Source organism: Serratia sp. TMDUHS_CL (assembly GCF_037137105.1).
Lineage (GTDB): Bacteria > Pseudomonadota > Gammaproteobacteria > Enterobacterales > Enterobacteriaceae > Serratia > Serratia nevei.
Genome location: NZ_JBBBDV010000002.1, coordinates 139,580 through 153,300 on the forward strand (window position 1 = coordinate 139,580; position 13,721 = coordinate 153,300).

Sequence of the window (13,721 nt, forward strand, 5' to 3'; positions counted from 1 at the left end):
GGCTATCCCCCTATCATCACTTCCCGCTTTTAACTTTAGTCCATGCGCGGGTAATGACACGGTCCAGCTTCGGCGACTGCACGTTGAGCGTGAACAGCTTGGCGCGAACATCGGCCGGCGGATAGACGTTCGGGTTATCGCGCACTTCGGCATTCACCAGCGGCGTGGAATCCTTCACCGCATTGGCGTAGTAAACGTGATTACTGATGTCCGCCATCACGTTCGGCTTCAGCAAGAAGTTCAGGAACTGGTAGGCGGCATCCTTGTTCTTGGCGTCCGCCGGCATGGCGAACATGTCGAAGTAGGTCAGCGCCCCCTCTTTCGGGATCGCATAGGCCACGTTGACGCCGTTCTTCGCCTCTTTGGCGCGGTTGGCCGCCTGCATCACGTCGCCGGACCAGCCGATCGCCACGCAGATATCGCCGTTCGCCAGATCGTTGATGTACTGGGAAGAGTGGAAATAGCGGATATTCGGCCGCAGCTTCAGCAGCAGATCGTTGGCCGCGCCGGTATAGTCCGCCGCGTTGGTGCTGTTGGGATCTTTACCCAGGTAGTGCAGCACGGTGGCGTAGACTTCGCTCGGCGCATCGAGGAAGGAAACGCCGCAGCTTTTCAGCTTCTCGAGGTTTTCCGGCTTGAAGATCAGATCCCAGCTGTTGACCGGCGCGTCTTTCCCCAGCACCGCCTTCACCTTGTCGACGTTATAGCCGATGCCGGTGGTCACCATCATGTAAGGGATGCCGTATTTGTTGTCCTTGTCGTTGTGCGCCACCAGCTTCAGCATCTCGGGATCGAGATTTTTGTAGTTGGGGATCTTGCTCTTGTCGAGCGGCTCGAAGATGCCGGCCTGCGACTGACGCTCGAGGAAGTTGGACGAAGGAACCACCAAATCGTAGCCGGTGCTGCCCGCCATCAGTTTGCCTTCCAACACCTCGTTGGAGTCAAAGACGTCGTACACCACCTTGATACCGGTTTCTTTCTGGAATTTGGCCAGGGTATCCGGCGCGATATAGTCGGACCAGTTATACACGTGCAGCGTTTTCTCTTCGGCTGACGCCGTGACGGACGCGGCCATCAACAGACCGGCAACCACACCCGATAACCACTTTTTACGTTGGGTGACCATCCGTAACTTCCTCCAAAACAGGGTGAATCATAGAATTGAACTTGTATCTGCAGCGATACAAAACCTTTCCTGATTGAGCGCAATCGTTGCAACCGCGAACTGAATGGCTATGCATATGATTGCATGTGCCTTTTTTCACTGCCCTGCTCGCGTGGTCACAAGGGAAATCGCAAGCCCTTTGCAGAATCAGCAGCATAGCCGCTGCTACCGCAACCCGCCAGCCCCCAGGGTAAAAAACGCCTTTTATCGATTTTTTATGCAGTTTTTCTCTATGTGATACGCCATTAACGGCACAAAAGGCGAGAAAGATCGGGCGGCAAAGGCCAAAGTGCAGAATATTTTATTGCGGAGGGGAATAACGGCAGCATGCCGCCGGAGCGACGGCATGCTGCAGGTACGGCGAGGATCAGTGCAGCATCGGCTGACGCACAGCGCCAGCGGGGATCTCTTCTTCATCCCCCATAAACAGCAGATCGTTCGCCCGCGCTTCGAGGATCACCATCGAGACCTGCTCTTCACCCTGCTGCATAAAGTGGGTGAACTGCTCATAGGTGATGCCGACCGCCACGCTCAGTGACTGGCAGACGATCAGCTTCGGCAGGTTGTCGTCCTGAATGTCGACAAAGGCTTTGATGGTCAGCGAACTGGCGTTGATTTGGCTCAGATCCGCCACCAGCGGGATCAGCGCGGTCGGCTTCACCTCGGCCAGCGCGGAGAACAGAATGACGTTGTCCACCAGATCTATCTTGGCATCGAACACGCCGTCGAAGTTCTGCATGTGCGGCAGGTGCAGCGCCTGGCAGGAATCGCACTCAAAGAAAGAAATGCCCGACTGATCCAGCCAGCGCCGCAACAGCGCCAAATCGGGGACAATGAGTGAATCCATAATAACCAGCCTCACAATATTCAATACGCGAAAAGGCGCATAGCTTACGGAATATTCACCCGATACGCCACGATCAATGCGGCTTAATTCACTAATTAAGATATTGCTCGGCGAGAAAAGCGCGCCGCCCGCCCCGTCACCCGCCGGATTTCAGGCGAAAGCCAGGCCGGCCGCGCTGCTCGATGTATTCGATCATCATACCGGCGATGTCCAGCCCGGTGGTGGTTTCCACGCCTTCGAGCCCCGGTGACGCATTGACCTCCATCACCAGCGGGCCGCGCTCGGCGCGCAGGATATCCACCCCGGCGACGTCCAGCCCCAGCGTGCTCGCCGCTTTCACCGCGATCGCCCGTTCTCTGGCGGTGATGGTCACCTTGCGGGCGGTGCCGCCGCGGTGCAGGTTGGAGCGAAATTCGCCGGGCTTGGCCTGCCGCTCGATGGCGGCCACCACCCGGCCGCCCACCACCAGGCAGCGCACATCGCTGCCCTGCGCTTCGCGCACGTATTCTTGCACCAGGATATGCGCGTTCAGGCCGCGAAAGGCATCGATCACGCTTTCCGCCGCCTGGCGGGTTTCCGCCAGCACCACGCCGATGCCCTGCGTGCCTTCCACCAGCTTGACCACCAGCGGCGCGCCACCGACCAGCTCGATCAGATCGCCGGTGTCGTCCGGCGAATGGGCGAAGCCGGTGATCGGCAGATCGATGCCCTGCCGCGCCAACAGCTGCAGCGAACGCAGCTTGTCGCGGGCGCGGGTAATGGCCACGGATTCGTTTAGCGGGTAGCTGCCGAGCAGCTCGAACTGACGCAGCACCGCCGTGCCGTAAAAGGTGATGGCGGAGCCGATGCGCGGGATCACCGCATCGTAACGCTCCAGTTGGCGGCCGCGATAATGAATGGTCGGCGCCGCCGGATTGATGTTCATATAGCAGGAGAGCGGATCGATAATATCGATGCTGTGCCCGCGATCTTCTGCCGCTTCACGCAGCCGCTTGCATGAGTAGAGCGTTCCGTCGCGAGAAAGAATGGCAATTTTCACTCGTCACCCCAAAAAGACCAACGCCTGCCCGGCAGGCGGGTTAGCGGCCGCGGCGCTCAGGCGCGCGGATCGCTGTCCTGATTATCTTTCGATTGCGGCTTGCGGCGATCGTTTTCCGGCGGCAGACCGCCGCGCATCAGCGGCCCGAAGCCCTGCACCACGCGCCACACCAGAAACGCCGCCGCCGGCACCATCAGCGCCACGCCGAGGAAAATCATGCCGACCGCCGCCTGCTGCGACGCCAGCCAGCCCGGCAGCTGCAGGTGGCCGTGAATGCTGAGGTAGGCCAACACCAGCATCACGATGCCCAGCCCTTCCAACACCAGCACCGGGCGCGGTAAGTCACCGAATGAACGCATATTTTTCTTCTCCAGAAGGTCTGCCCCCAGTGTAGTGAATTCCCGTCGGCGGCGACAGCCCCGGCCGACTAATTGGTTACATGAATCAGATTAACAGGTAATTCCTGCTTTTTTTTCACCGCCTCAACGGGCATAGTAGGCGCCATCTGACGCAGGTAATGACTTTTTCGGTGACGGGATGTCGTTGCGGTAGCGAACAATTTATTGAAAATCCAATTAAGGAGCGTTGCATGTTTGCAGTAATCTTCGGGCGTCCTGGCTGTCCTTATTGTGTCCGCGCTAAAGAACTGGCGGAAAAACTGACTGAAGAACGCGACGATTTCAACTTCCGTTACGTTGACATCCACGCGGAAGGCATCACCAAGGCCGATCTGGAAAAAACCGTCGGCAAACCGGTTGAAACCGTGCCGCAGATCTTCCTGGATGAGAAGCACATCGGCGGTTGCACCGATTTCGAAGCTTACGCCAAAGAACACCTGAACCTGTTCCAGTAAGTTTTTGAACGAAAAAGACAAAAAAGGCGCTTAACGCGCCTTTTTTTATTGCCGCTGCCGCCGGTGCAGCTGCTGCAGCGTCTGCAACAGGCCGAGGGCGAACAGCATCAGCATCGCACCGAACACGCACCAGAACACCGCGCTGGTGGCGTACGCCAGCTCCTGCCAGAACGAAGAGGACGGCGTCAGCCAGAAGTGGCGGATCAACAGGCACAGCGGCAGCGCATACAGCGCGCCGAGCAGCGGGCAAAGCAGCCGCTTGCGGCTCGACAGATAGCTGGCGATCGCACCGGGGATCACAAACAGCAGCAGGCCGGTTTCGCCGTGGTGCTCATGATCCGTGCTGCCGAACAGGCCGGTTTGCTGGCCGAGAAACACCAGGCTGAACAACAGAAAACAGCTGAGAATGCCCAGCCAATATCTATAACTCGTCATGCGAATTCTCCCCCGCCCAATTACTGCATCAATAGAAATCGGCCTGGCCCCCGCGCGGAGACGCTGAACCGAATTTTTTCCTTGGTCAAAAGAGAGTTAAATGCGCACGGCGGCGCAGGAAATCAGCTTTCTGTGCTGGCTGTCATCGGTCATAGCGTCTAGAATGAACGCCGCCGAACGATGGTTCGCTTCGCCTTACGCTGGTGGTGATTTATGACGTCGTTTTAAGGCTGAATTTATCTCTTATAGTTATCTATATCAAGCACTTACTGGTAAACAATAAGTTATCCTCCGTGAACATAAACGTCGCTAGTTTGTTAAACGGTAACTACATTCTGTTACTGTTCGTGGTACTCGCACTGGGGCTGTGCCTCGGTAAACTCCGTCTGGGCTCCGTCCAACTCGGTAATTCCATTGGCGTTTTGGTGGTTTCGCTGCTGCTCGGCCAGCAACACTTCGCCATTAACACCGAGGCGCTGAATCTCGGCTTTATGCTGTTTATTTTCTGCGTCGGCGTGGAAGCCGGGCCCAACTTTTTCTCGATTTTCTTCCGCGACGGCAAAAACTACCTGATGCTGGCGCTGGTGATGGTCGGCTCGGCGATGGTGCTCGCCATCGGTCTCGGCAAGCTGTTCCACTGGGACATCGGCCTGACCGCCGGCATGCTGGCCGGCTCGATGACTTCGACGCCGGTGCTGGTGGGCGCCGGTGATACGCTGCGCAACACCATCGTCAACGGCCCGGCGCTGCTGGCGGCGCAGGATCATCTGAGCCTCGGCTACGCTCTCACCTACCTGATCGGTCTGGTCAGCCTGATCTTCGGCGCGCGCTACCTGCCGAAGCTGCAGCACCAGGACCTGTCCACCTCTGCCCAGCAGATCGCCCGCGAACGCGGCCTGGACACCGACAGCCAGCGCAAGGTCTACCTGCCGGTGATCCGCGCCTACCGCGTCGGCCCCGAGCTGGTGGCCTGGGCCGACGGCAAGAACCTGCGCGAACTGGGCATCTACCGCCAGACCGGCTGTTACATCGAACGCATCCGCCGCAACGGCATTCTGGCCAACCCGGACGGTGACGCGGTGCTGCAGGTGGGCGACGAGATCTCGCTGGTCGGCTACCCGGACGCCCACGCGCGGCTGGACCCGAGCTTCCGCAACGGCAAGGAAGTGTTCGATCGCGATCTGCTCGACATGCGCATCGTGACCGAAGAGATCGTGGTGAAGAACAGCAACGCGGTGAACAAGCGCCTGAGCCAGCTGAAGCTGACCGATCACGGCTGCTTCCTCAACCGCGTGATCCGCAGCCAGATCGAAATGCCGATCGACGACAGCATCGTGCTCAATAAGGGCGACGTGCTGCAGGTGAGCGGCGACGCGCGCCGGGTGAAGAGCGTGGCGGAGAAGATTGGCTTTATCTCCATCCACAGCCAGGTGACCGACCTGCTGGCATTCTGCGCCTTCTTCATCATCGGCCTGCTGATCGGCCAGATCACCATTCAGTTCAGTAACTTCTCGTTCGGCATCGGCAACGCCGCCGGCCTGCTGATGTCCGGCATCATGCTCGGCTTCCTGCGCGCCAACCACCCGACCTTCGGCTACATTCCGCAGGGCGCGCTGAACATGGTGAAAGAATTCGGCCTGATGGTGTTTATGGCGGGCGTGGGCCTGAGCGCCGGCGCCGGCATCGGCCATAGCCTGGGCGCGGTCGGCGGCCAGATGCTGATTGCCGGGCTGATCGTCAGCCTGGTGCCGGTGGTTATCTGCTTCCTGTTCGGCGCCTACGTGCTGCGCATGAACCGCGCCCTGCTGTTCGGCGCCATTATGGGCGCCCGCACCTGCGCACCGGCGATGGAGATCATCAGCGACACCGCACGCAGCAATATTCCGGCGCTGGGCTATGCCGGCACCTACGCCATCGCTAACGTGCTGTTAACGCTGGCGGGTTCACTCATCGTGGTGCTATGGCCGGGGATACTCGGCTGATCGATTAGCGGGAGAGATGGATCGGCGATAAAAATATTTTGATTTTTTTGTCGCCGGCCAGAACTTTCGTTGGGGGCCGCAGTCTGAATTAGTGCCACTGCTTTTCTTTGATGTCCCCATTTTGTGGAGCCCGATAATCCCGCCTTTTAGGTTCAAGATTATCGGGTTTTTTGTTGCCTGAAACAGCCCGCAATACCTGCTGTCGCTGCCTCGTCGTCAGACATAAAGCATCGTGCCTCTGGGTGTCGCTTACGCCAGCATCCCCATCAATGTGCAGGTTTCAAAATAGAAACGCTGCTTGTGGGTTCGCCACTGTTCGGTGGCGCCAAAAACGGCTCTTAACAGCACCACTCTCGTCACCACCGGCTGGCTGCTCTTTGATGGCACATCCCATCATCTTCCTGTATGTCATCATGTCATGGTACTGCACTGGGGGAAGTGCCGGCATTGTCCCCCATGAGAGTCGGGACCATCTAATTCACCTGTTTTATTTTTTCTTTAATTTTAATTAGCTTTTTTATGTACGCATTGCTCTTATCCCCTTTGGCTATTTCCGCAGAAATCAGAGAAAGGAAGCTGTCATTAAAGTCATCTTTGGCTAAGGGGTTAGCGCCATGAGCCAAAAGAACCTCAATGTGCTCAGGGCAGCTGTTATACAGCGCATTAATTAATGGCATTCGGCTCATAGCGCCTTTGATATTAACATCAGCTTTGTATGCAATTAATATCTTTAATGTTTCGGTGTTCGCCGCATCAAAACTTTCAAATATAATGGGTTGATTATGAACCTTATCTCTGGCATTTGGAGAGAGCCCGCCCTCTAACATAGCTTGTATCCATACGCCTTTATTCGCCTTCATAACAAATTCAGCTGGGCTACTCCCCCCCTCAGCTCTTGGCTGCAGTGGGTCTGCTCCCGCCTTGACCAGATCCGTAATGATCTTGAGCCGCTCTGGCGTGTTCTTGTCAAAGATAGCGTTATTTATCGCCCAGAATAATAACGTCATCTCCGCCTTGGCCGGCCGATTTAACGTTTCTTTGCTTACCGTCGGTAAAACCTTATCCAGCTTTTGCCGGTCCCCCTCGTAGATGATCTTGGCGATGTCCAGCTGCTTTCCTTCAAAGTAATCCTGTGGTTGTAGATCCCTACCTTGTTTGCATCCCTGCATCATGAGCATCGACAGCAACATGATAATGATAAGAGCGCTGTGCCCCATGCCATCTCCATTTTTAACATAACCACGGCCCAACTTTGCTTTATTACCGTATCAGTATCCATCTACACCCTTGGGATACTGAGAATGGCTTATTTACTGACAGGAGCAGGCGGCCATTTCCCGCCACGCTTAATTAGCTCGTCTCTGATGCGCTCAAGAGACTCTTTCGCCTCACTGCCGTCCGGGCTTCTATTAATCAGCCGTTGCAGTTGATTACCCATCGTCCAACCCGAGTTGCCTCTTATATCGCTATCGGCACCTTTTTCTAAAAGAAGAATGACGTGGTCATAGGAGTGATAGTCTAAAGCATCGATGAGCAGCGTATCACCCAGTGAATTTCTTATATTTATGTCCGCACCATAATCCAACATGACCTCTAATGTCTCTGTATTCTTCGCAAGAATACTTTTAAATATAATTGGCTTATTGTTGATTTTATCTTTTGCATTAGGAGAGAGCCCCCCATCTAACATGGATTTTATCCAGATTCCCTTATCTGCTTTCATAACAAATTCAGCGGGGCTACTTCTCCCTTCCGGCCTTGGCTGCAGTGGGTCTGCCCCTGCCTTGACCAGATCCGTAATGATCTTGAGCCGCTCTGGCGTGTTCTTGTCAAAGATAGCGTTATTTATCGCCCAGAATAGCAACGTCATCTCCGCCTTGGCCGGCCGATTTAACGTTTCTTTGCTTACCGTCGGTAAAACCTTATCCAGCTTTTGCCTGTCACCCTCGTAGATGATGTTGGCGATGTCCAGCTGCTTTCCTTCAAAGTAATCCTGCGGTTGTAAATCCATACCTTGTTTGCACCCCTGCATGATGAGCGTAGACACTACCATCGTGATAATGAGTATGATTTTTTTCATATTCTTCCCTTGATTGTGGCAATGTCATCGTCTTTTTCATTTTCAATGCATTGTATCGCCTGGTCTATACCGTGCTTGTCCAGCAGTGAGCCTGTTCCACCGGGAAGCGTGTGTTTTACTCCCACGGCGTCAGGCGCCAACATGGACAACCGTTCTTTCGCCATCACTGCGGGCGGATAAAATTTAAGGTCTTTGGCATCCTCCCACAAATCAACCTCCTGCAGCTTGGTCAACAGCTCCCCTTTCACGCGATACGCCTGAATATTATCGGCGTTGCCTATTATAGAGCCACCGTATTTTTCGACGGTTCCCGCATTCAGGCCTGCTGCATTAAACGTCCAAGCCAGTTTGCCGCTGGCCATGGAGGTCGCAGAGGCCATGCCACCGCCTAATGAATGACCTGCAATGTCAATATTTGATACTTTCGAAATTTTATCGCCAATTATAACGGCTTGTTTATAGTATTCAGAATTAAACCCCAACCCCTGAGCGCCGTTATTTGACCAGTCACTCAGATTTTTAATGCCTGACAAATCGCCATTCAGTAACGCTTTCTGGGCAGCCTTGCTTATTCCCTCCGGGAACTCGGGCGCACGCGATCCACGGAACACCACCGTCGGATTCATCGCTTTACCAAAGACCCTTTCATCTGGCTGATAAACCCGAGCCAGAAAGCCCGGCGTATCCTCATCGTCATAGAGCATATCTTTGCTTAAACCGAGTTTACCCAGCGCCCCATCATTGTTACTGATGTCCTTCCAGCCCTCAGGGATGTCTATCGTGTCCTTGAGTGGGTTAGTGGTCTTGTAAACATTCTCAGCCAGCTTCGCTTTTTCGACCGCGACGTTGTTCTCCGCCAATCGCTGTGCCGCCATGCGCGCATCCGGGTAAATGCTGCGGTTGCCTCGCCCTATCAGGTACTGGCGTTCTTGCCAGCGTTCTGCCTTGGTCATCGGACGAATGGCCTGTACCGTGGCGGCAACGGTTGCCACTGCGGTAGCGATGGCTTGCTGCAGAGGGGGATTCCGGGTCGTATTCTGCCTCGCCGGCAGCACCGTCGGTTTTGCCCGCCGGCCATAGCGGCTGACCATTTCTTCATAGCGGGCGATCACGCGCCCTGTAGGATAAAAGGCAGGAAGAGAGCTGCCGGGATAGCGCTGTAATCGGCCTTCCGCGTCGACGTAAAACGCGTATTTGGTCGGCGTCCAGGCGCCTATTTCCTCATCAATCGCCAGCAAACCGCCCCGGTTGAGATCATCGAACACGCTGCGCTTCACAATCGCGTCCTCACGATAACCGGTGACGCCAATACCGGATTGAGTATTACGGGTTATGGAATACCGGCTGCTTATCGATATGCCGGCTGCGCCGCCGAACAGATAATGCCGTTCCAGCTCATGGCACGCTTGTGTCGGGGTGAGTATCCGGGAGAAACTTTCCGGCGCCGTGTGTTCAGAAAAGAGAGAGAGCAGCTTCATACGGCACCAGTCCGTACGTCGCTTCCCTGGGGCGGCGTTCCGGCCCCTTTCCTTGTCACCTCGCCGAGATTTAGCGAACGATAACGCATTGGATATCCTTATCTTGCAGGTCACTGCATGTCCGTGAATGTTCGAAAAACTAGCACAATTCAGCAAAGATTGCTTTGTTGTCTTGCTGTTCACACCGTAACACTCGGTGGAGGAAATTCATGCAGTGGCGTTTTTCGGCAGCGGCGTCTGGCAAACGCCATAGGAAAATAAATCTCAGATAAAAGTCTGGCGGAGAATCAGAAGGGATATAGAGAAAAAGAAAAATGGCACACCCGACGTTGCTGGGCTGCTTTTGCTGCGCCGGCCCAGGCCGGCGCAGCAACGCCCGTTTAGAACCGCTGTTTGATAGGTTCATCACTGTTCAGATTGCCGTTGGCCTGCGCTTCTCCGCAGGTGGTGGGGCCAAAGGCCACCACTTTGCCGTCGCTGTTTCTGAAGCCGACGTAGAACGGCGTCACGGTGCCGTTCGGCAAGCGGTGGTTATAGTCGTGGCACACGCCCTGGCCGTTCAGCGTCGGCCGGGTGGCAATCGGCGCGCCGAAATCCCGGCTGACCGAGCGCTTGTCGGCGCCGACGTGAAAGGCCTCGGCGATCTTTTGATCGCGCAGCAGGCTGAAGGTATCGCAGCCGGTTAACAACAGGCTCACCGCCACAACGGCACTCCCTAACCCTTTATTCATTTTTCACTCCCTCTATATATATTGAACCTGGCGGCAATTACGCTGTTTTGCCGGGTAAACGTCGGCGAGCGCCCAAGGGCGTGCCTGCTCGCTAGAGCATTAAAAAGAGAAGCCATACAAATTAATGATTCAACGAATGAGATAACCGCCCCATCGCCGTGGAAAGAACCGAATGGAGACGCGTTACAGTTTGCGGATCACATTGCCAATCAGGCATTTCACGGCGTTGACTTGCGCCGTCAGCCCCGGCTTGTCGGCGGGAAACACGCCGTCCAGCGCCGCGGTACCGACGGTGAAGCCAACCGCATTGCCCGTCACCACGGCGGCGATGCGATCTTCGCGGTCGATAGACCCGGCGATATAAACCGGTTTGTCGACCGCATCGCACACCCGCCGAATCAACGTCGGCACGTCGCCGGCAAAGCGGTAGGCCAGCAGATCCAGCCCTGTCACGCCCGGTAAAGCGGCGCGCTGGCGGGCGCTGGCGACAATATCGTCAATGTCACCTTCCAGCACGCTGGGGTGGCCGCTGATGCGGCCGGCAAACGGATAGTAGCGTAGGCCAGACTGACGAATGATCGGCAGCACGCTTTCCGGCCGCGTTCCCCCCATCAAGACATCAACGCCCAACGCCAGCGCCGCGCGCGCCGAATTCATCTCGCTTTCCTCATCCAGGCTAACCACTTCCAGATAAGCGGTGGCGCCACCGGCGTGGATCGCCTGCGCCAACTGTTTGAGTTGATCCAGCGGCAGGCCGATATCCTTAAAGCCGATATGCTTCACGCCGGCAGCCAGCACCTCTGGTAGCCGCGCTTGCGCATCGGGCACCGTGCTGTCGTTGCGCGTCAGCATGAAAATAAACTCGGGTGTGTGCATGGTGTTTCCTTATTGTCTTCAGGTGATATGAGTTATTGGGCGTGCAACATTTTTTCCGCCTGCCGGAAGGCGTACAGCAGGCTGGCGTGTTCCGCCCGTCCGCTGCCCGCGATATCGAACGCCGTACCGTGGTCGACCGAGGTGCGGATAAACGGCAGGCCGACGGTGACGTTAACGCCATGATCCACCCCGAGATATTTCACCGGGATCAGGCCCTGATCGTGATATTGGGCGACCACGATGTCGAACTCCCCGCGCCGGGCTCGCATGAAAACGGTATCGCCGGGCCAGGGGCCGCTGACGTCCAACCCCTGTTCCCGCGCCAGGGCGATGGCGGGCACGATGACGTCAAGATCTTCGCGGCCGAACAGGCCATTCTCCCCGGCATGCGGATTCAGGCCGGCCACCGCAATGCGCGGTTTCGCTATGCCCAGCGCCCGACAGGCCGTTTGCGCCAGATGAAACGCGCGCAGTTCGTTTTCCACGGTCGCCGCGTCGATGGCGTCCCGCAGCGAAACGTGAATGGAAACCAGGATCACCCGCAGCTCGTCGTTGGCCAGCATCATGGCGAAGTCCTGGGTGCCCGAGCGCGCCGCCAGGATCTCGGTGTGCCCCGGATAATCGATCCCCGCCAGGCGCATCGCCTCCTTGTTCAACGGCGCGGTGACGATGCCGGCGATGCACCCCGCCAACGCCAGATCGATGGCGGCAACTACCCAGGCATAAGACGCCGCGCCTGCGCGCTTATCGAGCCTGCCGAGGGGCAGGTCCGCCGGCAGCGCAACGCCGGCGGAATAGACGGCGGTTTCTCCCCGCATCCAGGCTTCGTCCCATCCCGCCAGCGAGGCGGGCAGCTCGCGGATGTGCAGCGTCAGCCCCAGACTGGCCGCCGCGCGCGCCAGGGCACCGGCATCGCCAATCACCACATAAGGCGTGCTCAACCGCTCTTTGGCCGCCAGTTTGGCGATGATCTCCGGCCCGATGCCGGCGGGATCGCCCATGGTTATCGCCAGCGGCAAGGTGGAAAGGGTCATCGTTCTTCTCCTTCTCGGTCAGCGCGCAACCGGGTTACGCAGTTCAACAACGTGGCAGCCCGGCCAAAACCGCCCGCCTTGGTGGCGAACGGCAGCCTGCGGCCCGGCAGATTTAACAACCCGAAAGGCACGCCGGGTTCCACCTCACCGAACAGCGTCAATGAGCCGGCCGCCATGGCGTCGACGATGCGCCGCGCGGTATCGCCGCCGGTCGCCACCAGCCCGTCGAAGGCGGGCGTGCAACGGCTGACGACCGCGCCCAGCGCAGCGGCATGATCCGCCGCGGCCGCTCGCGACCGGGGCGACATCAGGCAAACCACATCGGCACGCGCAAACGCCGCTCGCACCTCTTGCGCTACCGCCTCGGGATCGGCCGCTTCCGGCAGCGTGACTAGCACCGCGCCCGCCTGCCGCAGGCTTGCCAGCTGGGCGTCATTCGCCGGATGCAGGCTGCCAATCGCCACCAGCACCTTGCGGGCTCGCAGCGGCGGTTGAGCGGGCGGCGCGTTCTCCTCCGAGGACAACGCACGCGACAGCGCCGCCGCCAGGCCCGGCGATCCCACCCACACCACCGGTTCGGCAATGCCGATCCGCCTCACGACCTCATCCAACTCGCCGTTGTCTGCGGCGTCGAATACCTGAAAGCGCGTCGGTTCCAGCCCCGCCATGCGCTCCATGACGTAGCCGGTGACGATCGGGTTCTTCGGATCGCGCGCAAAGGCGGTCTGCTCCAGCGCGACGCCGTCGACGTATTGCCGGCCGCCCACCGTGGTGCGGCCGGCATCCGGGAAGGCCGGCGCGACGATGGCGAGACGGCGCCCGCTGCCCGTCAGCGCCCCGCGCGTTTCCGGCCCCAGATTGCCGCGCAGCGTGGAATCCACCGTTTTGTAGATGAGGCGCGCCGGTTTCACGCAGGCGGTGGCATGGCGAAAACGCCGCTCCGCCTGCTCCGGCGAAACGAAGCGGGAATCTAAATCGAAGGCGACGATCTCCGCGTCCTGCAACGTGGCATCGGGCAGGCGCAGCATGACGCAGGCATTCAGTCCGCGTGCGGCGAACGGGGCCGCGCCGTCGAGCGCGCTGGTAAGATCATCGGCGAGAATGGCAATCATCGCAGTTACCCGTAAGTGGAAAGTGATGCACACTTTGGCGGATTTGGCTGGCAATAAAAAACGATTTGCGTAGTATCGATGATTGACAA

The 13,721-nt window shown here is 57.7% G+C and carries 15 protein-coding genes; 2 read left to right on the forward strand and 13 right to left on the reverse strand.

Going from position 1 to position 13,721, the window contains the following annotated elements; all coding sequences use genetic code 11:
* Nucleotides 1-16: 16 nt before the first annotated feature.
* The 4 genes from potF to WCL58_RS04395 form a co-directional block, all read right to left on the reverse strand.
* Nucleotides 17-1,126, reverse strand: coding sequence for a spermidine/putrescine ABC transporter substrate-binding protein PotF (gene potF, locus WCL58_RS04380; RefSeq protein WP_336850591.1), 1,110 nt, complete (start codon nucleotides 1,124-1,126; stop codon nucleotides 17-19).
* 406 nt (nucleotides 1,127-1,532) lie between these two features.
* The gene (locus WCL58_RS04385; RefSeq protein ID WP_004938666.1) at nucleotides 1,533-2,012 is read right to left on the reverse strand and encodes a YbjN domain-containing protein; all 480 of its coding nucleotides are present in this window, start codon (nucleotides 2,010-2,012) and stop codon (nucleotides 1,533-1,535) included.
* 136 nt (nucleotides 2,013-2,148) lie between these two features.
* Nucleotides 2,149-3,051: a 30S ribosomal protein S6--L-glutamate ligase gene (gene rimK / locus WCL58_RS04390; protein ID WP_038880682.1), complete on the reverse strand. Its 903-nt coding sequence runs from the start codon at nucleotides 3,049-3,051 to the stop codon at nucleotides 2,149-2,151.
* 56 nt (nucleotides 3,052-3,107) lie between these two features.
* On the reverse strand, nucleotides 3,108-3,410 hold the full coding sequence (locus tag WCL58_RS04395; RefSeq protein WP_033646672.1) for a YbjC family protein: 303 nt from the start codon (nucleotides 3,408-3,410) through the stop codon (nucleotides 3,108-3,110).
* Nucleotides 3,411-3,640: 230 nt separating this feature from the next.
* On the opposite strand from WCL58_RS04395, the gene WCL58_RS04400 reads away from it, so the two are divergent.
* Nucleotides 3,641-3,904, forward strand: coding sequence for a GrxA family glutaredoxin (locus WCL58_RS04400; protein ID WP_004938676.1), 264 nt, complete (start codon nucleotides 3,641-3,643; stop codon nucleotides 3,902-3,904).
* A gap of 45 nt (nucleotides 3,905-3,949) precedes the next feature.
* On the opposite strand, the gene WCL58_RS04405 is transcribed toward WCL58_RS04400, so the two are convergent.
* Entirely contained in the window at nucleotides 3,950-4,339 is a 390-nt protein-coding gene (locus WCL58_RS04405) for an inner membrane protein YbjM (protein WP_033637808.1), read from the reverse strand.
* 293 nt (nucleotides 4,340-4,632) lie between these two features.
* Here WCL58_RS04405 and WCL58_RS04410 point away from each other — a divergent pair, with 293 nt between their 5' ends.
* On the forward strand, nucleotides 4,633-6,321 hold the full coding sequence (locus WCL58_RS04410; RefSeq protein WP_047728000.1) for an aspartate:alanine antiporter: 1,689 nt from the start codon (nucleotides 4,633-4,635) through the stop codon (nucleotides 6,319-6,321).
* A gap of 249 nt (nucleotides 6,322-6,570) precedes the next feature.
* Here WCL58_RS04410 and WCL58_RS04415 read toward each other — a convergent pair whose 3' ends face one another.
* The 8 genes from WCL58_RS04415 to WCL58_RS04450 all read right to left on the reverse strand — a co-directional run bounded on the left by WCL58_RS04415 (nucleotide 6,571) and on the right by WCL58_RS04450 (nucleotide 13,686).
* A complete protein-coding gene (locus tag WCL58_RS04415; protein ID WP_186766784.1) occupies nucleotides 6,571-6,708 on the reverse strand; it encodes a hypothetical protein in 138 nt (45 codons plus the stop codon).
* Between the two features lie 86 nt (nucleotides 6,709-6,794).
* A complete protein-coding gene (locus WCL58_RS04420) occupies nucleotides 6,795-7,538 on the reverse strand; it encodes an ankyrin repeat domain-containing protein (protein WP_336850593.1) in 744 nt (247 codons plus the stop codon).
* Nucleotides 7,539-7,627: 89 nt separating this feature from the next.
* Nucleotides 7,628-8,401 (reverse strand): ankyrin repeat domain-containing protein, encoded by a 774-nt coding sequence (locus tag WCL58_RS04425; RefSeq protein WP_102984956.1) that lies wholly within the window; start codon nucleotides 8,399-8,401, stop codon nucleotides 7,628-7,630.
* A complete protein-coding gene (locus tag WCL58_RS04430; protein ID WP_336850594.1) occupies nucleotides 8,398-9,879 on the reverse strand; it encodes a phospholipase in 1,482 nt (493 codons plus the stop codon). Before WCL58_RS04430 ends, WCL58_RS04425 begins: the two co-directional genes overlap by 4 nt.
* Before the next feature lie 380 nt (nucleotides 9,880-10,259).
* Complete coding sequence (locus WCL58_RS04435) at nucleotides 10,260-10,610, reverse strand: hypothetical protein (protein ID WP_126180655.1); 351 nt, start codon at nucleotides 10,608-10,610, stop codon at nucleotides 10,260-10,262.
* A 183-nt stretch (nucleotides 10,611-10,793) separates the two neighbouring features.
* The gene (locus WCL58_RS04440) at nucleotides 10,794-11,486 is read right to left on the reverse strand and encodes a 4-hydroxythreonine-4-phosphate dehydrogenase (RefSeq protein WP_049202222.1); all 693 of its coding nucleotides are present in this window, start codon (nucleotides 11,484-11,486) and stop codon (nucleotides 10,794-10,796) included.
* A gap of 32 nt (nucleotides 11,487-11,518) precedes the next feature.
* Nucleotides 11,519-12,520 (reverse strand): 4-hydroxythreonine-4-phosphate dehydrogenase PdxA, encoded by a 1,002-nt coding sequence (gene pdxA / locus WCL58_RS04445; protein ID WP_336850597.1) that lies wholly within the window; start codon nucleotides 12,518-12,520, stop codon nucleotides 11,519-11,521.
* Complete coding sequence (locus tag WCL58_RS04450) at nucleotides 12,517-13,686, reverse strand: four-carbon acid sugar kinase family protein (protein WP_336850598.1); 1,170 nt, start codon at nucleotides 13,684-13,686, stop codon at nucleotides 12,517-12,519. Before WCL58_RS04450 ends, pdxA begins: the two co-directional genes overlap by 4 nt.
* Nucleotides 13,687-13,721: the final 35 nt, after the last annotated feature.